Source organism: Streptomyces aidingensis, from assembly GCF_900112355.1.
Classification (GTDB): Bacteria; Actinomycetota; Actinomycetes; order Streptomycetales; family Streptomycetaceae; genus Streptomyces; species Streptomyces aidingensis.
In genome coordinates this window covers 278,383-303,195 of record NZ_FOLM01000002.1, presented here as the reverse complement: position 1 = coordinate 303,195, position 24,813 = coordinate 278,383, and the positions used below count along the sequence as shown (strand labels likewise).

Annotated in this window: 22 protein-coding genes; 14 read left to right on the top strand and 8 right to left on the bottom strand. The window is 73.9% G+C overall.

What is annotated here, in order from left to right; translation table 11 throughout:
* Positions 1–76: 76 nt before the first annotated feature.
* The 7 genes from BM242_RS05910 to BM242_RS05880 all read right to left on the bottom strand — a co-directional run bounded on the left by BM242_RS05910 (position 77) and on the right by BM242_RS05880 (position 9,040).
* A complete protein-coding gene (locus tag BM242_RS05910; RefSeq protein WP_245833855.1) occupies positions 77–1,492 on the bottom strand; it encodes a glycosyltransferase in 1,416 nt (471 codons plus the stop codon).
* Positions 1,489–3,174 carry an ArnT family glycosyltransferase gene (locus BM242_RS05905; RefSeq protein ID WP_107365094.1) on the bottom strand — a complete coding sequence of 562 codons (1,686 nt, stop codon included), beginning with the start codon at positions 3,172–3,174 and terminating at the stop codon, positions 1,489–1,491. Before BM242_RS05905 ends, BM242_RS05910 begins: the two co-directional genes overlap by 4 nt.
* Before the next feature lie 98 nt (positions 3,175–3,272).
* Positions 3,273–4,481: a glycosyltransferase gene (locus tag BM242_RS05900; RefSeq protein ID WP_245833854.1), complete on the bottom strand. Its 1,209-nt coding sequence runs from the start codon at positions 4,479–4,481 to the stop codon at positions 3,273–3,275.
* Between the two features lie 645 nt (positions 4,482–5,126).
* A complete protein-coding gene (locus tag BM242_RS05895; protein ID WP_245833853.1) occupies positions 5,127–6,188 on the bottom strand; it encodes a maleylacetate reductase in 1,062 nt (353 codons plus the stop codon).
* A 56-nt stretch (positions 6,189–6,244) separates the two neighbouring features.
* Positions 6,245–7,375, bottom strand: a complete 1,131-nt coding sequence (locus tag BM242_RS05890) for a muconate/chloromuconate family cycloisomerase (RefSeq protein ID WP_175541285.1) — start codon at positions 7,373–7,375, stop codon at positions 6,245–6,247.
* Entirely contained in the window at positions 7,372–8,184 is an 813-nt protein-coding gene (locus BM242_RS05885; protein WP_093837582.1) for a dienelactone hydrolase family protein, read from the bottom strand. The genes BM242_RS05890 and BM242_RS05885 overlap by 4 nt, the downstream gene beginning before the upstream one ends.
* Before the next feature lie 49 nt (positions 8,185–8,233).
* Positions 8,234–9,040: a dioxygenase family protein gene (locus BM242_RS05880; protein ID WP_093837581.1), complete on the bottom strand. Its 807-nt coding sequence runs from the start codon at positions 9,038–9,040 to the stop codon at positions 8,234–8,236.
* Positions 9,041–9,248: 208 nt separating this feature from the next.
* On the opposite strand from BM242_RS05880, the gene BM242_RS05875 reads away from it, so the two are divergent.
* The 5 genes from BM242_RS05875 (at position 9,249) to BM242_RS05855 (ending at position 13,369) form a co-directional block, all read left to right on the top strand.
* Positions 9,249–10,145 carry a LysR family transcriptional regulator gene (locus tag BM242_RS05875; protein WP_175541284.1) on the top strand — a complete coding sequence of 299 codons (897 nt, stop codon included), beginning with the start codon at positions 9,249–9,251 and terminating at the stop codon, positions 10,143–10,145.
* A gap of 125 nt (positions 10,146–10,270) precedes the next feature.
* Complete coding sequence (locus BM242_RS05870) at positions 10,271–10,513, top strand: FAD-dependent monooxygenase (RefSeq protein ID WP_093837579.1); 243 nt, start codon at positions 10,271–10,273, stop codon at positions 10,511–10,513.
* A complete protein-coding gene (locus BM242_RS05865) occupies positions 10,510–11,178 on the top strand; it encodes a flavin reductase family protein (RefSeq protein WP_093837578.1) in 669 nt (222 codons plus the stop codon). Before BM242_RS05870 ends, BM242_RS05865 begins: the two co-directional genes overlap by 4 nt.
* A 92-nt stretch (positions 11,179–11,270) precedes the next feature.
* Positions 11,271–12,554, top strand: coding sequence for an LLM class flavin-dependent oxidoreductase (locus BM242_RS05860; RefSeq protein ID WP_093837577.1), 1,284 nt, complete (start codon positions 11,271–11,273; stop codon positions 12,552–12,554).
* Positions 12,551–13,369: an alpha/beta fold hydrolase gene (locus tag BM242_RS05855; protein ID WP_093837576.1), complete on the top strand. Its 819-nt coding sequence runs from the start codon at positions 12,551–12,553 to the stop codon at positions 13,367–13,369. Before BM242_RS05860 ends, BM242_RS05855 begins: the two co-directional genes overlap by 4 nt.
* A gap of 82 nt (positions 13,370–13,451) precedes the next feature.
* Here the strand turns inward: BM242_RS05855 and BM242_RS05850 are convergent, their stop codons facing one another.
* Entirely contained in the window at positions 13,452–14,048 is a 597-nt protein-coding gene (locus BM242_RS05850) for a TetR/AcrR family transcriptional regulator (protein ID WP_093837834.1), read from the bottom strand.
* Positions 14,049–14,174: 126 nt separating this feature from the next.
* Here BM242_RS05850 and BM242_RS30740 point away from each other — a divergent pair, with 126 nt between their 5' ends.
* From BM242_RS30740 to BM242_RS05805, 9 genes are all read left to right on the top strand, one after another.
* Positions 14,175–15,851 carry an FAD-dependent monooxygenase gene (locus BM242_RS30740; RefSeq protein ID WP_093837575.1) on the top strand — a complete coding sequence of 559 codons (1,677 nt, stop codon included), beginning with the start codon at positions 14,175–14,177 and terminating at the stop codon, positions 15,849–15,851.
* On the top strand, positions 15,848–16,546 hold the full coding sequence (locus tag BM242_RS05840; RefSeq protein WP_093837574.1) for an MBL fold metallo-hydrolase: 699 nt from the start codon (positions 15,848–15,850) through the stop codon (positions 16,544–16,546). Before BM242_RS30740 ends, BM242_RS05840 begins: the two co-directional genes overlap by 4 nt.
* Before the next feature lie 91 nt (positions 16,547–16,637).
* Positions 16,638–17,567 (top strand): alpha/beta hydrolase, encoded by a 930-nt coding sequence (locus BM242_RS05835; RefSeq protein WP_093837573.1) that lies wholly within the window; start codon positions 16,638–16,640, stop codon positions 17,565–17,567.
* Positions 17,564–18,331: an SCO6745 family protein gene (locus tag BM242_RS05830; protein ID WP_093837572.1), complete on the top strand. Its 768-nt coding sequence runs from the start codon at positions 17,564–17,566 to the stop codon at positions 18,329–18,331. Before BM242_RS05835 ends, BM242_RS05830 begins: the two co-directional genes overlap by 4 nt.
* 120 nt (positions 18,332–18,451) lie before the next feature.
* The gene (locus BM242_RS05825; protein ID WP_093837571.1) at positions 18,452–19,039 is read left to right on the top strand and encodes an ATP-binding protein; all 588 of its coding nucleotides are present in this window, start codon (positions 18,452–18,454) and stop codon (positions 19,037–19,039) included.
* Between the two features lie 288 nt (positions 19,040–19,327).
* Positions 19,328–20,920 (top strand): NAD(P)-binding domain-containing protein, encoded by a 1,593-nt coding sequence (locus BM242_RS05820; protein ID WP_093837570.1) that lies wholly within the window; start codon positions 19,328–19,330, stop codon positions 20,918–20,920.
* A 10-nt stretch (positions 20,921–20,930) separates the two neighbouring features.
* Positions 20,931–21,989, top strand: a complete 1,059-nt coding sequence (locus BM242_RS05815) for an alpha-hydroxy acid oxidase (protein ID WP_425443816.1) — start codon at positions 20,931–20,933, stop codon at positions 21,987–21,989.
* Positions 21,986–23,470, top strand: a complete 1,485-nt coding sequence (locus BM242_RS05810; RefSeq protein WP_107365088.1) for a cytochrome P450 — start codon at positions 21,986–21,988, stop codon at positions 23,468–23,470. The genes BM242_RS05815 and BM242_RS05810 overlap by 4 nt, the downstream gene beginning before the upstream one ends.
* On the top strand, positions 23,467–24,771 hold the full coding sequence (locus BM242_RS05805; RefSeq protein ID WP_093837568.1) for a cation:proton antiporter: 1,305 nt from the start codon (positions 23,467–23,469) through the stop codon (positions 24,769–24,771). The genes BM242_RS05810 and BM242_RS05805 overlap by 4 nt, the downstream gene beginning before the upstream one ends.
* Positions 24,772–24,813: the final 42 nt, after the last annotated feature.

The following is a 24,813-nucleotide window of genomic DNA, read 5'->3' as shown; positions in this document are numbered from 1 at the left end:
GGGCCTGCGGGGGCGGGCGCACGGGACGGGTGCGGGGCCGTCCCGTGCGCCCGTGCGACGGTGCGGGCGGGCCGGGTCAGACGACGGCGGCCGGGGCCGGCTGTGTCCGCTGTTCCTGCTGTTCCTGTTCCTGCTGTTCCTGGCGGGCGGCGGCGCGCTCGGCCCTGCGGCGGGACCGGCGGCTGCGGCGCGGCAGGTACACCAGCACCTCGGTGGCGGCGAACCGCAGCACAAAGGTGGTCAGCAGGGCGAGCGCGGTGGCCGGCAGCACGGCCACCCCCATCCGCTCCACCAGCACCGCGATCAGCGGCACCCGCAGCACCAGATCGGCGTTGGCCAGCACCGCGAACCGCCCGGCCCGGTCGGCCCAGTGCCGGTGCCCCCGGCGGTGCCGGAACAGCAGCAGCTCGGTCAGCAGGAAGTTCCAGACGACCCCGCACTGGTTGGCGATCACCACGGCCGGCAGATAGTGCAGGCCGCCGGCGGTCAGCAGATGCAGGGCCAGCAGATTGGGCAGGAAGCCGGTCAGCCCGATCAGTCCGAAGACCGCCATCCGGGCGGTGGCCGAGGCGGTGCGCAGCTCCACCAGATGGCGCAGAAAGCGGATGCCCTCCTTGGCCGTGGACTTGGACTCGCCGGCGAAGCGGTCCTGGAACACGAACGGCACCTCGGTGACCGTTCCCGGGCGGCAGCGGACCGTCAGCTCCATCAGGATCTTGTAGCCGAGCGGGCGCAGCGTCTCGGCGGTGACGATGGCGCGGCGGATGGCGAAGAAGCCGCTCATCGGGTCGCTCACGCCGCGCAGCCGGCGCGGGAAGAGGCCCTTGGCCAGCCAGGTGGAGGCCCGGGAGACCGCGATCCGGTAGCCGCCGGCCAGCCCGGCCCGGCTGCCGCCGCGGATGTAGCGGCTGGCCACCACCAGTTCGGCGCCGGAGTGTTCACCGGCCGCCACCAGCTCCGGCACCAGCGAGGGCGGGTGCTGGAGGTCGGCGTCCATCACCACGACCCAGTCGGTGTCCGCGGCCTTGATGCCCGCCACCACCGCGCCGCCCAGGCCGCCCTCGGCCACCTCCCGGTGCAGTACCGAGACCGGGAACGGGCAGTGCACCGCCTCGCGGGCGATGACCTGCGGGGTGTCGTCCTTGCTGTCGTCCACGAACAGCACCGAGCAGTCCAGGCCGGCGGGGACCGACGCGCTCAACTGGCGCAGCAGTTCGGGGACGTTACCGGCCTCGTTGAAGGTCGGGATGATCAGGGTGACGCTGCCGGGCCGGACGTTCTCCAGCGGCCAGACGGCTGTCCGGCGCCCGGTACGGGCCGCCCCGGCGGCGCCGGGAGCGGCGGGGGGTATGGAGCCCGCGGCGGTGTCCTCCGAGCCGGCCGGCGCCGCGTCGCGCCCGGTGGCGGCGGAGCCGGTGCCGGTGGAATCGGTGCCGGTGGAATCGGTGGTGGCGGGGCCGGTGGTGGTGGGCTGGGCGGGGAAGGGGTTCATCTGTCGCCTCCTGCGATCCGCCGGATCTCGATCCGGTCCTCGCCGTCGCCGAAGACGGCGACCGGCGTCGAGTTTTCGAGCGCGTCCTTGACGATGGGGAGGTCGACGGCGTCCCGCCGCACCGTGGGAGAGGACACCACGTAGTCGATGTCGCGATAGCCGCCCGGCAGCGTCTCGGTGACGGCCGGGTCGAGGTCTGCCTTGTAGAACCAGATGACGCCGGTGCCCGGCTCATAGCCCTGGTGCACCAGGTCCAGCCAGACGGCGTCGTCCACCAGCACCCGGGTATCGGCGGGCTCGGCCACTTCCCGGCCCATCCACGCCACCGCCGCCCGGTAGGACGCGTTGGCGTCCTCGGTCAGCGCCGTCTTGTTGCCCTGGTACCAGGTGGGCGCCACCACGGCGACCGCGGCCACGCCCAGTGCGACGGCCGCCGTCCAGCGCGCCACGGTGACCGCGCGCCGCTGCGGGATGCCCTCCCGCCCGGGGCGCCGCCGCCGCAGCACCGCATGGGTGACGCTGGCCGCGCCCGCGGCCAGCACCAGGGCCAGGAACGGCAGCGCCTGGATGACATACATGGCGGGCAGGTAGCCGGAGGGCCGGGTGACCACCACGGCCAGAATCACCACCGCCAGCGCCGGGCCGGCCAGCGCCCGCGCCGTCACCGACCAGCGGTGGGTGACGACCAGCAGGGCGGCACCGGCCAGCCCGCCGTAGATGATCACCGAGTCGTAGTAGAGCCAGGACTGCACCACCGCGTGCGAGCCGGTGCCCGGCTCGAAGAGCGAGCCGGAGCCGGGCCGGCTGAGCTGGTAGACGATGCCGTCGATCAGCGAGACATGCCCGGCGCCGGGGAAGAGTTCGCTGTTCAGCAGCGCGAACAGCGGGTAGAGCAGCCCCACCAGGACGCAGGAGGTGATGGCGCCGGTGACCGCGAACTTCCTGGTCTCCGGGTGGCTGTGCCGCCACATGGTGACCAGCAGCGCGGGCAGCACCAGCAGCATGGTCTCCTTGGTCAGCACCGAGACCGCGGCGGCCAGTCCGGCGCCGAAGTGGTGCCACAGATGGCGGCTGGGGGAGGCGGCCAGCCAGAAGGCCAGCAGTATCCACAGCACCGCCAGGTTGTCCAGGAAGATCTCCCGCTGGAGCACCACGGAGAGCGGGGAGAGCCCGAACAGGGCCATGGCCGCAAAGGCCGACCAGCGGGGCAGCCGCAGCCGCAGCGCCAGGGCGTAGACCAGGACCGCGCTGACCGCGCCGACCGGCAGCATCGCGTACCGCATGGTCGCGACGGTCATCCAGTCGGGGCTGATCAGCGAGGGTATCCAGGTCAGCAGGGCTATCTGGAGCCAGCCGACCGGCGGGTGGTCGTACCAGTAGGTGTAGTGCGCCAGGCCGTCGCCTTGCTGGACTGCCCACGCCTGGGCGAGATAGGTGCCCTCGTCGTCGCTGAGGTTGGGGAACCGGGTGATGTTCCAGGCCTGGACCACCATGATGACGGTGAGCAGACCGAGGCAGAGCAGTACGTCGGTCCGGGTGGCGCGCGGCCGGGGCAGCAGCGCCAGGGAGATCCGTTCGACGGCGGCCCGCCGCCGCGGGCGCCGCGGTGCGGCGGTGCCCGCACCGGCCGCCGGCCCGGTTTCCTGAGCCGGGGCCGGAGCCGTCGCCGTCGCTGCCGTCATCTGCGTGGTCTCCGTGCTGTCGGTGGTGGTCTCGGCGGGGGTCCCGGCGGGGGGCCGGGTGGTGGTCCGGTTGGTGGTGGCTGCGGGCAGGGTCGAGGTCACCGCAGGACGTCCTCTCGGCTGAGGTGAGCACCGACGTGGCTGGTCAGCTCCCACTCGTTGCGCCCCCGCTGCTCGCGCCAGACGGCCCGCACGGCCGCGCCCGCGAGCAGCACCTGGTAGAAGGGGCCGCCGACGATGAGCTTGAGGTAGTGCACGAAACGGACCTTCAGCCCGTACTGGATGCCGAAGTCGTGCAGGCCGACGATCTCGAAGACGAAGGTGACGGCGGCGGTCAGCAGGGGCAGGAAGGTGAACACGGCCACGCCGACCGGCACATCGAGGAAGAGCGCGGCCAGCACATTGACCGGGATGATCACCCCGGTGAAGGCCTGGAGGAACGGCGTCATCAGGGTGTAGCGGGCCAGCATCCGCTGGCCGAAGCCGGGCAGCCGGCGCCAGTCCCGCTTCCGGTAGACCTGGAGGAAGCCCTGGTTCCAGCGGGTGCGCTGCTTCAGCAGGGCGAGCAGGGAGCCCGGGGTCTCCTCCCGGGTCACCATCTCGGAGTCGTAGGCGACGACCACCTTGCGGCCCTCGCTGGACAGCCGGACGCCCAGATCGCAGTCCTCGGCCAGGCAGTTCGGGTCCCAGCCGCCGGCCTGGCGCAGCACCTCGGTGCGCACGAACACGGTGTTGCCGCCCAGCGGGATGAACCCCTTCTGGGCGTGCAGATGCAGTCGGCTGCGGAACCAGAAGAAGTACTCCAGGCAGTTGCGCAGGCTGTACCAGCTCGAATGGAAGTTGATGAGCTGCACCCCGCCCTGCACCACGTCCGCCCCGGTGGTGCGGAACGCGTGGTCGACGTGCGCCAGCAGTTCCGGATGCACCTGGTCCTCGGCGTCGAACACCCCGACCACATCGCCGCGGCAGTGCGGCAGCGCCGTGTTCAGCGCCTTGGGCTTGTTCTTCTTCTCATGGGTGTCCGTGATGACCCGTACCCGCTCCGGGTCCCGGGCCGCCGCCCGCTCCGCGACCTCGGCGGTCTCCGGGTCGTCGTGCCCGACGATCACCAGGATCTCGTAGTCGCCGTGGGCGGAGCGGAGCAGCCGGGAGACGGTGTGCTCCAGTACGGCCTGCTCATGCCGGGCGGGCACCAGCAGGGAGAACGACAGTTTCGCCTCGCCGTCGGGGCGTCCGAAGCGGGTGGCGGCCAGCACCTCGGGCGTACGCCACGCGTGCATCTGCCACCACAGTGTGAACGCGGCCATCCAGAACAGCGCAAGTGAAACAACGACTATGAACGCAGCGGTGAGCAAAACCCCTCCTGGGCCACGCCACGCTCGGCGTGGCGTCACATCCGCACCCGGAAGGCGCACAACGGCAGGCTGCATCACCCGCCGAGCCCCCCGGGTCTTCCCCTGTACGCACTCTCCCCAGTGCGTCGCTCGTGGCGAGGCTTAGAGGCTAGGGAAAAGAATTTGTCCGCGTGAAGGGATTTTGCATGAACTTTGGATTGCCGGATCCCCCAGTCGTCTCAGCAGGTGAACTCTTTACCTTTCGCACACCTCTTCGCGAGATCCGTGGAACGAGCAGGTTAATAAATGTGTACGGCCGATTGCATGTACTTCACCGGCTCACCGGCGCACGGAGGGCGCACGGTGACCCCCCGGGCTTAACGGACCGTTCACCGTTGTCAAAGCCGATGCGGCTGAGGGTTTCTCCGGGGCTGGTGTGACGACTGGGTCCCATGTGCCCCTCGTGCCCCCGGGGATGCGATGGGTATACCCGTACCCCCGCAGGATTCCGTGCAATTACCCGCCATTTACCTGAACGAGTTTCACCTTCACCGCTTCTCCACGCCCCGGAACGGGCGGGAAATCCCGCCGAATTCCCGCCCGTTCCGCCCGGCCGGATCAGCCGGTCGCGGGCCGCAGCCCGTGGTACGCGGCGAGCACCAGCTCCCGCGCGTCGCCGGGGCCGACCGGCCGCGGATTGGTCACGGCGCGGGCACCGAGCGCCTCGGCGGTGCGCAGGGCGTCCTCCCGGCTCAGGCCGAGTTCGGCCAGGGAGCGCGGCACGCCCACCCGGCGGCCCAGATCCCACAGCGCCGCCGCGCTGCCGCCGGGCCCCGCCCCCAGCGCCCGGTCCAGCGGGGCCAGCGCGGCGCGGGCCGCCTGCCGGTTGAACGCGATGGCGTGCGGCAGCACCACCGCGTGGGTCTCCGCATGCGGCAGGGCGAAGGCGCCGCCCAGCAGATGGCACAGGCTGTGATGGACACCCATCCGGGCGGCGCCGAGCGCGGTACCGGCCAGCCAGGCGCCGTAGAGGGTCTCGGCGCGGGCGGCCAGGTCCCGGCCGCGGGCCACCGCGTCCGGCAGCCCGGCGGCCAGCGCCCGGGCGCCTTCCACCGCCAGCAGCCGGACCACCGGGCCGGCCGCCGGGTCGTAGGCCGCCTCGGCGCAGTGCGCCAGCGCGTTCAGCCCGCTGGCCGCGGTCAGCGCGGCCGGCATGCCGAGGGTCAGTTCCACGTCGTAGATCACCGTCCGGGGCCGCACCCGGGGATCGCGGCCGGTGGTCTTGGCGTGGTCGTCGGTCCGGCCCCAGATATCGGTCATCTCCGAGCCGGCATAGGTGGTCGGCACGGCCAGCACCGGCAGCCCCATCTCCAGGGCGACGGCCTTGGCCAGGCCGGTGGCCGAGCCGCCGCCCAGGGCCACCAGCCCGTCCGCGCCGCACCGGCGGGCGGTGCGCACCGCGGCGGCGGCCTCGGCGGCCGGCACATGCTGCACCACCTCGTCGATGCGGGCGGCCACCGTGCCGCCGAGCGCCGCGACCAGTTCGCCGGCGGTCCGGCGCAGCGGGCCGTCGCCGCCCACGAACAGCACCCGCCGCAGGCCGAGCCGGGCGGTCTCCTCGGGCAGCCGGTGCCGGGCACCGGCCGCGAACACCACCCGGGCGCCCGGCAGATCATGCACGAACCCGTCCGCCGCCGTGCCCGCCCCGCTGCCCGGGCCGCGGCTCCCGGCGGCGGTCATGACGGCCGCCGGGCGTAGCGGGCCACCTGGTCCCAGTCCACCTGTACACCCAGCCCCGGACCGGCCGGCACCAGCAGGTCGCCGTCCCGGTACCGGACCGGCTCGGTGGTGAGATCGCCGGCCAGCAGCAGCGGGCCGACCAGCTCGCAGCCCAGCGGCAGTTCCGGAAGACAGGCGTACACATGGGCCGCCGCGGCGGTGCCGATCGAGGTCTCCAGCGCGGTGCCGCCGTAGCACGACAGGCCGGCCGCGGCGGCGACCGCGGCCACCCGGACGGCCCGCAGCGGACCGCCGGCCTTGCCCGGCTTGACCGACACCGCGTCACAGGCCCGGGCCGCCACGGCCGCGATCGCGTCCCCCGGGCGGCACACCGACTCGTCCGCCATCAGCCGCAGCGCGGTGGCGCGGCGGCCGAGCGCGGCCATGCCCGCCAGATCGGAACGGGCCAGCGGCTGCTCCACGGTGCCCACCCCCGCCGCCTCCAGTTCGTGCACGGCCGCCGCCGCGGTGCGGAAGTCCCAGGCGCCGTTGGGGTCCACCAGATAGTCGACACCGTCCCCGATCTTGTCGATCAGCCGGGCCACCCGGCGCAGATCCTCCTCCAGCGGCAGCGCGCCCATCTTCAGCTTCAGCGCCCGGTGGCCCTCGGCGATCCGCTCGGCCGCCTCCTGGGCGACCTCGGCCACCCCCACCGCGGACAGCGCCCAGCGCACCGGGATCCGCTCCCGCGCCGCCGCGCCGCCGAGCAGCACATAGGCGGGCACCCCGAGCGCCTGGCCGGCGGCGTCCAGCAGCGCCGTCTCCAGGGCGGCCTTGGCGAAGTCGTTGCCGTAGGCCACCTTGTCCATGGCCGCCGCGGCGCCGTGCAGATCCAGGCAGCTCCGGCCGATCAGGGCGGGCGCCAGATAGTGCTCGATCATCTGCTGCTCGCCCTCGACGCTCTCGCCGCTCCACCACGGCCCGCCCGGTGAGACGCCCTCGCCGACCCCGGTGTGTCCGGCGTCGGTGCGCAGCCGGACGACCAGATAGGACTGGTGGTCGATGCCGTGGCCGGAGAACCGGTGGGTGCGCCGGATGGGCAGATCGACGACGGTGGTGTCGATGGCCGTGACCCGCGGTCCGCTCACGACGCCCGCCCGGTCAGTCCGGCGCCGGCCAGGAAGTCCAGCGTCTCCAGCCAGGCGCGGCGGGCGGCGGCGCTGTCCTCGCGCTCCTCCACCAGCCCTTGCAGAAAGCCGTGCCCGGCGCCGTCCAGCAGAAGCTGTGTGTAGTCGGTCCCGGCGTCCCGCATGGCCTTCTCGAACCGCTGGATCACCGGCAGCGGGATGTAGTCCCGGGTGCCCCAGCACGCCAGCACCGGACCGGTGATCTCCCCGGCCAGATCGACCGGCCGCGGCGCGGCCACCGCCACCTCGCCGGACACCCCCTCCGGGAAACCGTAGAAGGAGACCGTGGCCAGGTCCCGGCGCATCGCGGCAAGGTCCAGGGCGAACTGCCCGGCCAGGCAGAACCCGATCACCGCGGTGCGCGGCGCCCCGGCGCCGAGCCGGCCGACGGCGGCGGACAGGTCGCGCAGGGCGCGCCGCTCGTCGAGTCCGGCCCGGCGCCGGAAGGCGGCCTCCCGGGTCCGCTCGGCGAGCGGGCCCTCCCGGAAGAAGTAGTCGACCAGGGTGGCCGTGTAGCCCTCGGCGGCCAGCAGCCGGGCCAGCTCCGCGTAGAACGGGGACGGGCCGTAGATGTCGGGGACGACCAGGCAGGTTCCTCTGCCGCCGGCTCCGGACCCGTCGCCGGACCCGCCGCCGGACCCGTCTCCCGGGGGGCCGAAGGGGCGGAAGGTCCAGCCGGGCATCTCCCGGCCGTCCTCGGTGGCCAGGGCGACCGGCGTGGCGTACCGCCGGGCGTCCTCCGCCCCGCCGCTCCACCGCTCGTGGCACATATCGGTTCTCCTCAGGTCGGTTCTTCTCACCCGGGCGGGGCCCGGGGCCTCAGCCCTCCGCCGGCCGCAGGGTGAAGGCGTAGTCCGCGGCCAGGTGCGGGCCGTCCAGGCCCGCCCGGGCCGCCGCCTCCCGGTCGGTGCCCTCGCGGACGTCGATCACCAGGGAGTCCTTGACCGCGCCCACCACATCGCCCTCGTCCAGCCACGGGTCGCCCCGGAAGTAGAGCTGGGTGGTGAGGGGTTCCCGGCCGTCGGCGGTGAGGATGAAGTGGAAGTGCGCGGGCCGCCAGGTGTGCCGGCCGAGCATGCCCAGCAGCTCCCCGGTGGGGCCGGAGTCCGGGATCCGGTACGGCGCCGGGCGGATGGTGCGCACCGTGAAGGTGCCGTCCTCGCCGGTGTGCAGCCGGGCCCGCAGATTGCCCTCGGGGGCGTCGCCCACGAAGCCGGAGTAGGTGCCGTCGTTCCCGGCCTGCCACATGTCGACCAGCACGCCGGCCAGCGGTGCCCCGTCCAGGTCGGTGACCCGGCCGGTGAACAGCATCGGCTCGCCCGGCTCGTCCTCGCGCATCGGCAGGATGTACGGCTGCCCGGTGAGGAGCACCGCGTCCGGCACGTGGTAGGGGCCCTGGACGGTGCCGGCCGAGCCGGGCCGGCCCTCGGTGCCGAGTCTTTCGACCACGGCCTCGAAGAACACGTCGAGGAACAGCGGGACCTCGCCGGACGCGGCCAGCCCGGTCAGCCACCGCCAGGCCGCCCGGTACTCCTCGTGGGTGACCTTGTGCTTCTCCAGGCGTTCCTGCACGGCGTCCAGGATGTCCGGCACCACCGTGGCCACCCGCTCGTCGTATGCGGCCATGAGCGCTCCTTCGTGAGTTGCGGTCCCTGGCGGTCCGGGCCGGGGGACAGGCGGCCTCGCCGTGCCGGACGCCGGGGGACGGGAACGGCTCCCGCCCGCAGCCTGCTCCCCGGCGGGGCCCGGGGTCCAATACCGGATGCGGCGGTGCTCGATACCCGTTCCGGCGGCCGGGGCTCCGGCGCGATATCCGAAGCGCTATCGTCCCGGTGTGCAGGCCGTCGACATCCGTCAGCTCGAATGCTTCATCGCCGTGGCCGAGGAGGGCCACGTCGGCCGGGCCGCGCTGCGGCTGCACATGACCCAGCCGCCGCTGACCCGGCGGATCAACCGGCTGGAGCGGGAGGTGGGGGTGCGGCTGTTCCGGCGCACCCCGGCCGGGATGGAGCTGACCGAGCCGGGGGCCGTGTTCCTGGACCGCGCCTACCGCATCGTGCGGCTGTCCGAGGACGCGGTGGAACGCACCCGGCTCGCCGAGGCCGGACAGGTCGGCCAGCTGGTGGTCGGCTACTTCGGCTCCACGATCTTCGAGGCGGTGCCCCGGCTGCTGCGCGGCTTCCTCCAGGCCCATCCGGAGATCACTCTGACGCTGGAGCGGGCGCCGAAGGACGTGCAGGCCGACGCGGTGCGGGACGGCCGCATGCACGCCGGTTTCAGCCGCTCCTACCGGGACGAGCCCGGCCTGAAGGTGCGCTGCATCCAGCGCGAGCCGCTGTTCGCGGCGGTGCCCGCCGGGCATCCGCTGCTGGCCCAGGGCGAGGTCCGGGTCGCCGATCTGCGGGACGAGCGCATGGTGCTGTTCCCGGCCGCGCCCCGCCCGAGCTTCGCCGACGAGGTCAGCCAGCTCTGCAAGCAGGCCGGTTTCGCGGTCCGGGCCGTGCGGGAGGCCGAGGACGCGGTGACCGCGCTGGCCTATGTGGCGGCCGGCGGCCTGTGCACCGTGGTGCCGCGGTCGGCCACCACCATCGCGCTGCCCGGGCTGCGCTACCTGCCGCTGGCCGACGGGCCGCTGCTGGAGCTGAGCTGTCTGCACCGGGCGGGCGAGCCGTCCCCGATGCTGCGCGCCTTTCTGCGCCATCTGGACTCCTGGTCCGCCGCCGCCCGCTGAGCCCGCCCCGACGGCCCCGGGCGATACCCGTTCGGCACCCTCCGGTGGTCGGAATCGGTATTGGCGGCATCGCGCAGGGCCCGGTTAGCCTCACCGGCACAGTTCGGACGGAAGCGGAGGCGTCAATGATGACGAAGACAGAGCCGCTGGTCAGCACCGATGTCCCGGTCGTGGGAACCGGCCCGGCCGGCGCCGCCGCGGCTGCCCTGCTGTCCGCCCACGGCGTGCGGAGCATGGCGGTCAGCGCCCTCGGCCGGTCCGCGCGCACTCCCCGCGCGCACCTCACCGGCCGGCGCACCACCCGGAGGTGCGACCGGCCGCGGAATCCGCCGCAGCCGGCGGGCGCGGCGGCCGGTGAGGCCGCATGACTCCCCGGGCCGGCGCCGGCCGGACATCCCGGGAGCCCCTGGACCCGCGGCGGCTGCGCGGCACCCTGGGCCGGTTCGCCACCGGCGTCACCGTGGTGACCTACACCGCCGAGGGCGGGCCGCGCGGGGTCACCATGAACTCCTTCACCTCGGTCTCGATGGACCCGCCGCTGGTCCTGGTGTCGGTGGCGCGCTCCGCCCGGGCCGCCCGCTGGCTGCCCGGCCGGCCGTTCGCGGTCAATGTGCTGGCCGCCGGGCAGCGCGGACTGGCCCTGCATTTCGCGGGCCGGCCGGATGAGGACCTGGCCGTGGACTGGGCGGCCGGCGCGGCGGTGCCCCGGCTGCACGGGGTGGCGGCCTGGCTGGAGTGCCTGCCCTGGGCGACCTACCACGGCGGTGACCATCTGCTGGTGGTGGGCGAGGTGGCCGGCCACGGCGACGGGCCCGGCGACGGGTCCGGAGACGGCCGGGGGCGCGGGCGGCGGCCCGGTGATCCGCTGCTGTTCCACGCCGGCGAGTTCCATACCCTGGGCCCGGCGCCGGGGGAGTCCGCCCGGCCGGGCCGGGTCCCGCCGGCCCCCTGGCTCGCCCCCGCCCGCCTGCTGCACGAGATCACCGAGCCCGGGCTGGCCGAGCCCGCGTTCACCGCACTCGCCGCCGACTGAGCGGCCCGCCCGCCCCAGCGTCCGACAGATCCCGTCCGCTTCCGTCCGCGTCCTCCCCCGCGCGGGCGGTGCTCGGCAACCCCGGAGGACAGATGAAGATCACCTATTTCCAGCAGGTGCCCTACCGGCATCTGCCGCCCGACTTCGAACAGCACCACGAGGCCGCGGTGACCACCCCCTACCATCCGCTGACCCGGCCCGATCTGGTGCACCGGGCGTTCGGCGACGCGCTGGGCGAGATCATGCACGCCGCCCGCTCCGGTTTCGACGCGGTCGCCGTCACCGAGCACGGCCAGAGCTCCTACGACATGGCGCCCAACCCCGACCTGCTGATGGCCGCGGCGGCCCATGCCACCGAGGTGGAAGGGCTGGCCACGGGCATCTACCCGATGGGCCGCTCGCTGGGCAAGAGCCGGGAGCCGCTGCGGGTGGCCGAGGAGCTGGCCATGCTGGACGCCATCAGCGGCGGACGCCTGATCGCCGGCTTCCCGGTCGGCCTGGCCTATGACGCCAACATCAACAACGGTGTGGTGCCCGCCGAGACCCGGCTGCGGTTCGACGAGAACCTGGAGCTGGTGCTCAAGGCCTGGCAGGCCCGGGAGAACTTCGCCTGGAACGGCCGCTTCCACCAGTACCCCCTGGTCAACCTGTGGCCCAGGCCGCTCCAGGAGCCGCATCCGCCGGTGTTCGTCACCGGCATCGGCAACCCCCGGACCATGGAGTTCTGCCTGCGCCGCGGCTTCGGCTTCAACTACTTCGGCTGGTTCGGCGCCCGGGTCACCGGCCGCCGGGTCTTCGACCGCTTCTGGGACGCCGCCCGGAGGCTGGGCAAGGACGAGAACCCGTACCGGATGGGCTTCATGCAGACCATCTGTGTGGCCGACACCGACGCCAAGGCCGAGAAGCTGTACGCCGAACACGCCGAGTACTTCTTCCGCAAGGCGATCGGCTCCATCCCGATGCAGCGGCTGGCACTGCCCGGCGGCATCGACATCAAGGGCCTGGAGTTCCTGTTCCGCGACCCCGGCGACTTCGGCATCTACGAGAAGATGCGCCAGGCGTCCTTCGCCGATCTGGTGGAGGCCGGCTCGGTGATCTGCGGCAGCCCGGCCACGGTGCGCGACCGGATCACCGGGTTCGCCCGCGACTTCCGGATCGGCAATCTGCACGCCATGCTCCAGTTCGGCTCCATGCCCACCGAACTGGCCAGGGACAACATCAGCCTGTTCGCCGAGCAGGTGATGCCCGCGCTGCGCGGGGTGTGGGCGGACCAGGACTGGCCGCACCACTGGTGGCCGCAGCGCCTCGGCGGCACGCCGGGGCCCGCCGCCGAGGACACCGGCACCACTCACGCGAAGGCGGTGCACGCGCGATGACCACGACGGACACCACCACCACCACCGAACCCGGCGAGCGCCTGGTCGAGACCTGGAACGGCGAGGTCACCCTGCGGGTGCGGGTGGCCGGCTCCGGCCCACCGCTGGTCTATCTGCATGCGGCGGGCGGTCTGGTCTGGGACCCGTTCCTGGCCCGGCTCGCCGAGGACTGGACCGTCTACGCCCCGGAGTTCCCCGGCACCACGCCCGGCGATCCCTATGCCGTGCACGCCATCGACGGAGTGTGGGACGCCGTGCTCATCTACGAGCAGGCGCTGCGCGCGCTCGGCCTGTCGGACGTGCCGCTGATCGGCCAGTCCTTCGGCGGCATGCTGGCGGCCGAGCTGGCCGCGGCCTATCCGGCGATGTTCTCCCGGCTGGTCCTGCTGGACCCGGTCGGGCTCTGGCTGGACGACGCCCCGGTGTCGAACTGGGTCGCCGCGGCCCCGCCGGAGCTGGTGGCGATGCTGTTCCACGATCCGTCCGGCGAGGCGGCCCGGAAGCTGCTGGAGCTGCCGGAGGATCCGGGGGAGCGGGCCGCCGCGCAGGCCGCGATGGTCTGGAACCTGGGCGCCACCGCCAAGCTGTGCTGGCCGGTCCCGGACCGGGGGCTGCACCGGCGGCTGCACCGCGTCACCGCGCCCACCCTGATCGTCTGGGGCGAGCAGGACACCCTGATCCCGCCGCTGTACGCGGAGGAGTTCCGCCGCCGGATAGCGGACAGCCGGGTGGCGATCGTGCCCGGCGCCGGGCATGTCCCGCAGATGGAGCAGACGGCGGAGACGCTGCGGGTGGTCCGCGGGTTCCTGACCTGACCGCGCCGACCGCCCTGACCCGCCGCGGTGCCGTCGGCCCGGGCACGCTCCTGCGGCGTGCCCGGGCCGACGGCACCGCCCGTCAGACCGACAGCAGGCCGGCGACCACGTCGCCGGCCCCGCTGCCGTAGAACCGGGCCGGCAGTTCCGGATTCCAGGCCCGCTGCAGGATGAAGCCCTGGACCAGGGCGAGCAGGGCCTGCGCCGCCGCGTCCGGGTCCACCCGGCCGGCGACATCGCCGTCCCGCTGGCCCATCACGACGCGTTCGCGCAGCGCCGCGCGCACCCCCTCCACCCCTTCCCGCATGGCCCGGGCCAGGTCGGGGTTGCGCAGCGCCTCGCCCCAGGCCTGCACGGCCAGCCGCATCCGGTCGTCGGCGTGGTCCAGCCCGGCGATGGCCCGCGGCAGGTCGGCCACCAGCTCGGCGAGCGGGCGATGGGTCTCCAGCGCCTCCCGGACCACCTCCTGCACCGCGCCGACCGCCTCCAGCGAGATGGCCAGGATGATCTCGTCCTTGCTGCGGAAGTAGCGGTAGACCGCTCCGGGCGACAGCCCGGCCTCGTCGATCACGTCCTGGATCGATGTCTGGTGGAAGCCGTCGCGGACGAACCGCCGGGCGGCGGCGGCCAGGATGTGGCGGCGGCGGGCGGCCAGATATTCGGCGCTGACTCGGGGCATGCCCGCCATCTTATAGAAAGCGAACGCTCCCTCTTGACGGACGGGACGCCGCGCGCGAGCATAAAAAAAGAGCGATCGCTCGGTTTTTCCCCTCGCTCGACGACGAGACAGAAGGAGGCGGTTGCCATGCCGCGCACTCAGGTGCTGATCGTCGGGGCCGGCCCCACCGGCCTGTCCCTGGCCGTGCAGCTCCGGCGCCACGGAATCGCGTGCCGCGTGATCGACAAGCACGCCGGAGTCCTGGAGCTCACCAAGTCCGCGGCCCTGCACGCCCGCACCCTGGAGCACTTCCGGGACCTCGGGGTGGCCGACCGCATCATGGCCGAGGGCCAGCGGGTCGACCATCTGGTGCTGCGCACCGGCTACCGGGACCGGATCGCCGTGGACTTCCGCACCCTGCACGACACGGCCTACCCGCACATGGTGGACATCCCGCAGGCCCGCACCGAGCACATCCTGATCGACCGGCTCGCCGACACCGGCGTGACCGTCGAGCGCAGCACCACCTGCACCGGCATCCGGCAGACCGGTGACGGCGTGCTGGCCACCGTCACCACCGCCGACGGCTCCACCACCACCATCGCCGCCGACTGGCTGGTCGGCTGCGACGGCGTCAAGAGCACCGTGCGGTCACTGATCGGCAAGGACTTCACCGGCGCCGCCTACGCCGACGACTGGGTGCTGTGCGACGCGGTCGTGGACTGGCCGCTGCCCCGCAACGAGATGACCTTCAGCGGGGACAAGGAAGGCATCTACGGGGTGTTCCCGCTGCCCGGCGAGCGCCGCTACCGGCTGGCCTACACCCAGCGCCGGGACCGCACCGGCAAGCTGCTGGAGCCCGACCTGGCCGACGCCCAGGAGGCCCTGGTGCGCACCGGCATCCGGGGCACCATCCGCTCGGTCGACCAGTTCTGGACCTTCGGCCTGGCCCACCGGCAGGCCACCGGCTACCGCAGCGGCCGGGTCTTCCTGGCCGGGGACGCCGGCCATGTGCACACCCCCTTCGGCGGACAGGGCCTCAACCTCGGCGTCGCCGACGCGGTCAACCTCGGCTGGAAACTCGCCGCGGTGATCCGGGGCACCGCCCTCCCCGCCCTGCTGGAGAGCTACGAGAAGGAACGCCACCACGTGGCCCGGCGGGTGGTGGCCTTCACCCACCTGGGCGCCACCGCGATGCTGCTGCGCCGGGACCCCCGCCGCCATCTGCGCGACGCGGTGATGAAGACCCTCCAGGCCACCCCGCCGGTGCGCCGCACCATGGCCCGCCGGCTGTCGCAGCTCGCCCACGACTACCGCGGCTCCCAGGTGGTCCGCGGCCGGGCCCGCCACCTCCGCGCCGGCGACCGGCTGCCCGACCCCCTGCTGTTCGACGGCGCCACCGACCGCCCGGTGCGTCTGCACGACATGCTGCCGAACGACCGGCACACCCTGCTGATCACCGGCGGCGGCGACCCCGGCCGGCTGGTGCCGGCCGCCCGCCGGACCGCCGCCGCGCTCGGCCGCCGCTGGCCCGGCCTGATCAGCACCCGGCTGCTCACCACGGACTGGGCCACCGCGGGCGCCGCCGCCGAGGCGGAACTCCCCGCACTGCTGGACCGCGGCCGGGACGCCGCCGTGCTGTACGGGCGCGGCCCCACCGCCTATCTGATCCGGCCCGACCGCCACCTGGGCTACGCCGGCCCGCTGAAAACCACCCGCATCCAGGAGTACCTCGCCATGCTGCTCACCCCCGCCCCGTCCCCGGACGGCGCCGGAACCACCACCGGGACCGCCGCCGCCAGCACCTTCGGAGGCCGGTCATGACCCGCCGCCCCGCTCCGCAGCCGCGGAACCTGGTCACCGTCGACCTGATGCAGTCCACCGCCTATGCCGTCCGCGGCGAGCGCACCGTGCTGGTGGACACCGGACCGGCCGGCCAGGAGGACCGGCTGCTGCGCCGCCTGGCCAAGGCCGGGGTGCAGCCCGCCGACATCTCCCTGATCGTGCTCACCCACTGCCACCCCGACCACGCCGGCGGCGCCGCCGAACTCCGGCAGCGGCTGGGCGTGCCGGTGGCCGTGCACGCCGAGGAGGCGGACTGGGCCGCCTCCGGCCGCAGCGACTTCTACCAGGTGCAGCGCCCGTTCGGGCATCTGCTGCGCCGCCTGATGCGCCCGACCTTCCCGGCGTTCCCCCCGGACATCGTGCTGGAGCACGGCGCCGCCCTGGACGAGCACGGCGCGCCGCTGACCGTGCTGCACACCCCGGGACACACCCCAGGCTCGGTCACCCTGCTGCACCGGCCCGGCCGCGACGCCCTGGTCGGGGACCTGCTGGCCGGCGGCATGCTGCGCCGCAACCGCCCGGCCGCCCCCTTCTTCGCCCAGGACCCCGGACAGCTCGACACCAGCCTGCACACCGTGCTGGCACAGGGGCCGGACCGGCTGCTGTTCGGGCACGGCCGCCCGGCCACCGCCGAATCGGCGCACCGCCGCCTCGGCCGCATCACCCGCCGCTGAGCCCCCGCCGGCCCTGCCAACCAGCCAACCCCGCCAACCCCGCCAACCTTTCCAGCCCTTCCAGCCCTTCCAGCCCATCGAGGAAACGGCCATGCCACGAGAAGACATCACCTTCCCCGCCGGCGACGTCGAGCTGCGCGGATGGGTGTTCCACCCGCCGAACAACCCCGGACCCGCCCCCACCGTGGTGATGTCGCACGGCTTCGCCGCGGTCAAGGAGCAGTACCTGGACCGCTACGCCGAGCGTTTCGCCGCCGCCGGGCTGCGCACCCTGGTCTACGACCACCGCAACTTCGGCGCCAGCGACGGCGAGCCCCGCCAGGACATCGACCCCTGGGTGCAGATCCGCGACTTCCAGCACGCCCTCAGCTACGCCCGGTCCCGCCCGGACGTGGACGGCGACCGGCTCGGCGTCTGGGGCACCAGCTTCAGCGGCGGCCATGTCCTGGTGCTGGGCGCCATCGACCCCCGGGTCCGCTGCGTGGTCTCCCAGGTCCCCACCATCAGCGGTTCCGAGGCCGCCCGCCGCCGGGTGCCGCCGCATCTGGCCGCCGCCGTGGCCCGGGCCCAGACCGAGGACCGGGAGGCGATCTACGCCGGCGGCAAGCCGGGGACCAGGCCGCTGGTGGAGGACGGCTCCGGCCTGCCGCCGGTCTATGCGGGCCCCGCGGCCAAGGAGTTCATGGACCGGCCGGCCAGCCGCCCGGACACCTTCGTCAACCATGTCACGCTGCAGTCCCTGGCCCGCACCCGCGGCTATGAGCCCGGCGGCCACGTGGCCCGGATCAGCCCGGTGCCGCTGCTGCTGATCGTCACCGAACACGACGACGTGGCCTTCACCGACCTGCAACTGGACGCCTATGAGCGGGCCCGGGAGCCCAAGAAGCTGGTGCTGCTGCCCGGCGACCACTTCACCCCGTACGACGAGACCTTCGAGGAGGCCGTCGGCGAGGCCGTGGACTGGTTCCTCGCCCACCTCACCGGCAAGCCCGCCGCGCACACCACCGGAGGTGCCCGATGACCACCACCGCTTCCCCGGCCGGCACCGACGCCGCCACCCTGGAATTCGTCCGCGCCGCCTGCCCCCTGGTCCACCGCATCGGCGGGGCCTGGTTCTTCAGCGAGGACGTGGCCCGGGAGGGCGCCAAGGCCGGCATCACCGACAAGTTCGCCCTCTATGCCGCCGGGCGCGGCGGAGTGCTGGGCGACTGCCCGCCGGAGGTCGTCGCCTCGGCCTTCGCCTTCTTCCCGCCGCACCTGGTGATCTCCAAGTACACCGACGGGACCGCCGTGCTGCCGCCGCGGGAGTTCGCCCGGGTCTATGCGGCCGGTCTGGCCGCCTGGGGCGAGCGCCTGTTCGGCGATCTGCCCGGCATGGCGGAACTGGCCCGGGCGGGGCGGAAGATCGCCGACGCGGTGCGCCCGATGGGGCTGCCGCTGTTCACCGGCTGGCGGGCCATGCCCGCCCCCGGCCGGCCGGGGGCCGACGCCGCCCTGGTGCTCCAGGTGCTGCGCGAACTCCGCGGCGATCTGCATATCCACGCCGTGGTCGGCCATGAACTCTCCCCGCTCCAGGCGATCCTCGGCAAGGACGGCCCGGAACGCGCCCGCGAACTGCGCTATCCCGAGCCCTACCCGCCGCTGAGCGGATTCGCCTCCCGGCGCCGGGCGGCCGAGGAACTCACCGACCGCCTGGTCGCCCCCGCCTACAGCGTCCTGGACGCCGCCGAACGCGACACCTTCCTCACCGCGCTGCGCACCGCGGAGCGTGCCCTGGAGCAGTAGCTCCCCCAAGGCGCGGGCCCTCGTGGCCTCCCCCTCCCGCGGGGGCCCGCATCTCCCCCCTTCCGACTACTCCCGGACCGGGCGCCTCGCACGACGCCGGCCCGCCGAGGAGTGGACATCATGAACCACCGAGAAACCGTCCCCGCTCCCGCTCCCGCTCCCGTTCCCGGCCCCGCGCCCCTGTGCGCCGGCATCCGGCTGTCCGCCGAGCCCGCCGCCGCCGGTCTCGCCCGCCGGTTCGTGCGCCGCTCGCTGGAGCACTGGCGGCTCGGCGCGCACACCGACACCGCGACCCTGGTGGTCAGCGAACTGGCGGCGAACGCCGCGCAGGCCACGGACGGAACGGACGGCATGGACGGCACGGAGAACGCAGCCGGCCGGCCGGGCATCGCGGTGCGTCTGCGGGTGTCCGGACGCAGCCTGTTCATCGAGGTCCGGGACCACAGCGACCGGGCGCCGCGGCCCCAGGGGCCGACCATGGACGGCGAACACGGCCGCGGCCTGCTGCTGGTCGAAGCGCTGAGCAGCCACTGGGGCGTCCACCGCGCCCCGGCCGGCGGCAAGACCGTCTGGGCGGAACTGGAGCTGTCCGGCGCGCCGCAGCCGCCCGCCCCCGCCCCGGCCCCCGCCCCCGGGCCCGCGCGGGCAGGGCATCGGTTTTCCGCCGGAGCGGCGCCGGCCGCCCGTGGGTGCCTTCGCGGGACATAGCGGGATGCGGGCGGTGCCCAAGGCGGCCCCCGAAGATCCGCGGGGGAGGGAATTCCGCCGCGGCGCGCGCCGCCCCCGGCGGTCGCCGCGCAGGTGGGACGGGGCCGCGCCGCAGAGGGCGGCACGGCCGGCGCGGAACGCCTTCGCACCGGCGGGATGTGGGCGTTATCGAGGAAATGCCACCGACCTATGATCCCGGTTGTTGAGCTTTCAATTGCCCCTTGAGGCTCGCCACCGATTCCCCGGCCTCTCCGGGCACCCCGTCCCCCCCCCCGGAAGGAAGGCACCGTGCACGACGAACCGCTCGACTACCTGGTGGTCGGCGGCGGCCCCGCGGGTCTCCAGCTCGGCCACCTGTTACAGACCGCGGGCCACCGCTACCGCATCCTGGAAAGCGGCCCCACCCCGGGCACCTTTTTCCGCACCTACCCCCGGCACCGCACCCTCATCTCCATCAACAAGGTCCACACCGGCACCGACGACCCGGAACTCAACCTCCGGATGGACTGGAACTCACTGCTGTCCCCGGACCCGGACCTCCGCTTCCCGCGGTACAGCAGGCGCTACTTCCCGCACGCCGACGACCTGGTGCGCTATCTCGCCGACTTCGCCGAAACGTTCAAGCTGGACCTCGCCCTGGACACCCGCGCGGTACGGCTGCGCCGGGACGGCGACGCCCCGGACGCCGGCTTCACCGTCACCGACCAGCGCGGCACGGAACACCGCGCCCGGCGGCTGATCATGGCCACCGGACTGTCGCGGCCCCACATCCCGGACATCCCCGGCATCGAGACCGCCGAGAGTTACGCCACCGTCCCGGTGGACCCGGAGGACTTCACCGACCAGCGCGTGCTCATCCTCGGCAAGGGCAACTCGGCACTGGAGACCGCCGACAACCTCGTCGAGACCGCCGCCGTGATCCATGTGGCCGGGCCGCACGCCATCCGCCTGGCCTGGAACACCCACTACGTCGGCCATCTGCGCGCGGTCAACAACAACTTCCTCGACACCTACCAGCTCAAGTCGCAGAACGCCCTGCTGGACGGGCATGTGCGGTCCATAGCGCGCGACGAGGGCGGCACCTACCGGGTGCGGTTCAGCTTCTCCCGGGCCGACGAGGCGGTGAAGGAACTGCGCTACGACCGGGTGATCGTCTGCACCGGCTTCCGCTTCGACGCCTCCCCCTTCGACCCCGGCTGCCGCCCCGAACTGGTCATCGACGACCGGTTCGCCGCGCTCACCCCCGCCTATGAGTCGGTCAACGTCCCCGGCCTGTACTTCGCGGGCACCCTGATGCAGCAGCGCGACTTCAAGAAATCCACCGGCGGCTTCATCCACGGCTTCCGCTACGCCGTGCGCGCCCTGACCCGCATCCTCGACGAACGCCACCACGCCCGCCCCTGGCCCGGCCGTCCGCTGGCGGCCACCCCCCGGGCGCTGGCGGACGCCGTGGTGGCGCGCGTCAACCGCTCCTCCGCGCTGTGGCAGCAGTTCGGGGTCCTCGGCGATCTGCTGGTGCCGGCGCCCGGCGGCGAGTTCCGCCACCACGAGGAGATGCCGGTCGCATACGCCCCGCTCAGCCCCGTCACCCGGGGCCGCGACCACCTCACCGTCACCCTGGAGTACGGCCCGGACCACGACAAGGTCGACCCCTTCGACATCACCGTCCGCCGCACCGCGCAGAACTCCGCCGAGGACGCCTTCGACGCCTCCTACCTCCACCCGGTGATCCGCCACTGGCGGGGCGGCGAACTGCTCGGCACCCACCACATGGCCGAGAACCTGGAGAACGAGTGGGACCACCCCGAGGCCCACCACGCCCCGCTGGCCAGGTTCTTCGCCGGGCAGCCGGGCCTGCTGCCCACCGGCGCGGAGGTGTGACCCCGTGCTGCTGAACCTCCGCGACTACGAAACGGCGGCCCGGGAGAAACTCGACCCGGTGCACGCCGACTTCATCGCCGGCGGAGCCCGCGACGAGATCACCCTGCGGGAGAACGAGGCGGCCTTCGCCCGGCTGCGGCTGCTGCCCCGGGTGCTGCGCGACACCACGCGCCGCCCGCCCGCCCGCACCCTGTTCGGGCACCGCGGCGGCATGCCGGTGCTGCTGTCGCCCACCGCCTTCCACAAGCTGGCCGACCCCGAGGGCGAACGGGCCACGGCGCGGGCCGCCGCCGCGGCCGGCGTCATCATGATCGTCTCCATGGCGGCCACGGTGTCCGTCGGCGACATCGCCGCCGCCGCGCCCGGCGCGCCCCGCTGGTTCCAGCTCTATCCGCAGCCCGAGCCGGGCATCACCGAGGCGCTGGTGGCGCGGGCCACCGCCGCCGGATGCAGCGCCCTGGTGGTCACCGTGGACTCGCCGGTGCGCGGCGCCGGCGAGCGCAACCGGCGCAACGGCTTCCACGATCTGCCGCCGGGACTGCGCTGCGAGAACATGGTGGATCTGCGCGCCGGCGAGCACGGCCGCCTCCGGCAGATCGTCATGTCGCCCGAGCTGACCTGGGAGCACATCGACCGGCTGCGGGAGGCCACCTCACTGCCGGTGCTGCTCAAGGGGGTACTGCATCCGGACGACGCCCGGGAGGCGGTGCGCCGCGGCGTCGACGGGCTGCTGCTGTCCAACCACGGCGGCCGGCAGCTCGACACCGTGCCCGCCACCATCGACCTGCTGCCCGGCATCGCGGACGCGGTGGCCGGCCGGATTCCCGTCCTGCTGGACGGCGGCGTGCGGCGCGGCACCGATGTGGTCAAGGCCCTGGCGCTGGGCGCGAGCGCGGTGGGCATCGGCCGCCCGGTGCTGTGGGCGCTGGCCGAGGGCGGCGAGCAGGGCGTGCGGCGGATGCTGGAGCTGCTGCGCGAGGAGATCGACGACGCCCTCGCCCTGTGCGGCGTCACCGGCCCGGACGACCTCACCCCCGCCGTGTTGTTCCGCCCCCGGGAGCGGTCATGAACCCGCTCACGGCCGGCCTCGCCGCGATGACGCTGGTGGCGCTCGCCGCCTCCCTGCCGTACTGGCTGCCCCCGGCCGTGGTGGCGCTGCGGGTGCGGGTGTTCGCCCGGGTGGGCGGCGCGGAGGGGATACCCGCCCCCGGCCGCGAGGTGCCGGCCGAGGAGTTCCGCGCGGTGTACGGGCATCCGGCGGCCAATGGCCGCAGCCGGGGCGCGGCCCTGTCGGACCTGTTCTGGTACTGGCTCTCACCCGGCCCCGAGGTGCACCAGGAGCATCTGGAGCCCGGCCCGCGCTACGACGACGTGGCCCGCACCACCCGCCGCATCCTGGCCGGGCCCACCCGCGAGGAGTGGGCCGAACTCACCGGCCGCTGCACCCGCCGGGTCCTGGACGAACTCGACGCGGCCGGGGGCGCCCGGGCGCGCACGGTACGGCTGCGCGACGTGATGATGCCGGTCTGGGCCGAGGTGTACTACGAGGCGGTGTTCCGCGAGCCGTGCCCCCGCCCCGTCCGCCGGCTGATCACCGGCAACGCCGACGACGTGGTCAACGCCCTGAAATGCACCGGCCTGCGCCACATGCACCGGCGCGACCGGCTCACCGCCTGGCTGCGGGCCCGGCTGGCCGACAGCCCGCCCCCGGTGCCGCTGCCCGCCACCCTCACCCGGCGGGAACAGGCCCTGTACCTCCAGGGCACCTTCTTCAACACCGCCGTGGTGCAGATGTCCGAGGCCATGGCCCATCTGCTGCTGGCCCTGGCCAGCCACCGGCCGGTGCAGGAGCGGCTGCTGTCCGAGGACGCGGACCCCGGCCTGCTGGACCGCGTCATCGACGAGACCCTGTGGTCGTTCCCGCTGTTCGGCGTCGCGCACCGGATCACCACCGGTGACATCCCCCGCCCGGACCGCCCGCCCGTCCCGGCGGGCTCCGTGCTGCTCTTCAACTACCCCGAATACCACCGCTCCGGCCCCGCCCCCGGCAGCTCTCCGGGCCCCGGTGCCGGTACCTCCTTCGACCCCGACCGCTGGCTCTCCCCGGCCACCCGCCCGGCCGCGTACATCCCGTTCGGGGTCACCGCCAACCGCCCCTGTCCGGCGCGCGGCTTCGCGGTCCTGACCATGCGGGTGGCCGCCCGGGAGGTGCTGGCCCGCTACCGGCTGGCGTCCTCCGCCGAGCACAGCCGCTCGCTGCCCAGCCGCGGCCCCTGCCTGCTGCTGCCGCGCCAGGGCCCCGCGCCCGGCCCGGCCCGGCAGCGGGCCCGGCTGGCCGCCATGCGGCTCGCCGACCGCTGGGCGGCCGTGCCCCGCAGTCTCACCCAGCTCGTGCTGGGCTCCTACATGGTGTGGGACGCCCGCCGCCAGGGCCTGTGCCGCAACTACTTCGCCGCCTCCCCGGCGGACGACACCGGCGGCGCGGGCGGTGCGTACGGCACTGACCGTACTGACGGCACTGACGGCACTGACAGGGGAGGGCAACGATGACCCCCGCCGAACTGGCACCCGCCTTCTTCCTCGCCGCCGTGGTGATCCTGGTGGCCTGCCGGCTGGTCGCGCTGGCCGTGGGCCGCTTCGGACAGCCGCCGGTGGTCGGCGAGATGATCACCGGCGTACTCCTCGGCCCGTCCCTGTTCGGGCTGCTGGCCCCCGGCGTCTCGGCGCACGTCTTCCCGCCCGACCTCAAACCCGTGCTCTATGTGGCCGGACAGATCGGCCTGGTGGCGCTGATGTTCCAGGCCGGGTACGCCTTCCGGACGCACGCGGCGCAGGCCGGCCGCGGCCTGGCCGGCACCACCGCGGCCGTGTCCGCGGCCGGGGTGCTGGCCCCGCTGCTGCTGGGCGCGGCCCTGGTGCTGGCGGTGCACGGCAGATCCGGCATCTTCACCGGCGCCGACGATGTGTCGGTGTGGGTGATTGCCGCCTTTGTCGGCGTCGCCCTGGCGGTCACCGCGTTCCCGATGCTGGCCCGCATCATCACCGAGCGGGGACTGGCCGGCTCCCGGCACGGGTCGCTGGCCATGGCCTCGGGCGCCACCGACGACGCGGTCGCCTGGATTCTGCTGGCGGGCGTGGTGAGCCTGGCCTCCGGACAGGCCCGGCCGGTGCTGACCGCGGTGGGCGGCTCGGCGCTGTTCCTGCTCCTCCTGTTCACGCTCGGCCGCCGCCTGCTGGCCTGGGCCGCCACCCGGCCGGGCCTCGGCGACGAGACCCGGCTGCTGGTCACGGTCGGAGTGCTGTTCAGCGCCGCCTGGTTCACCGATGTCATCGAGCTCTACGCGGTCTTCGGCGCCTTCTGCACGGGCCTGGCCATGCCGCGCGCCCCGGCGTCCGAACGGATGGTGCGGGCGACCCAGCCGATGACCCAGACGGTTTTCGTCCCGATGTTCTTCGTCTACTCCGGACTCAACACCGACTTCGGCGTGTTCGCGGACCCGGGGACGCTGGCGTTCGGCGCGGCGGCCGTGGTGCTGGCCGTGCTGGGCAAGTTCGGCGGCTGCTGGGCGGCGGCCCGGCTGCGCGGCGAGCCGGCAGGGGTGGCGCTGCGGATCGGGGCGCTGATGAACGCCCGCGGCCTGATGCAGCTCATCGCCCTCAACATCGGCCTGGAGGCGGGCATCGTCGGCCGGGAACTGTTCACCGCGCTGGTGCTGGTGGCGCTGGTGACCACGGTGATGACCGTGCCGATGCTCAACCGGCTGGACCGCCGGGACGCCCGCTCCCGGCCCCCCGCCCCCGGGGACGCACCCCCCAGAGAAGCCGGCCCGGCCGCCGCGGTGATCACCTGACGGGGCCGCCGCGCGCCGCACCGGCCGGCCGGTACCGGTCCG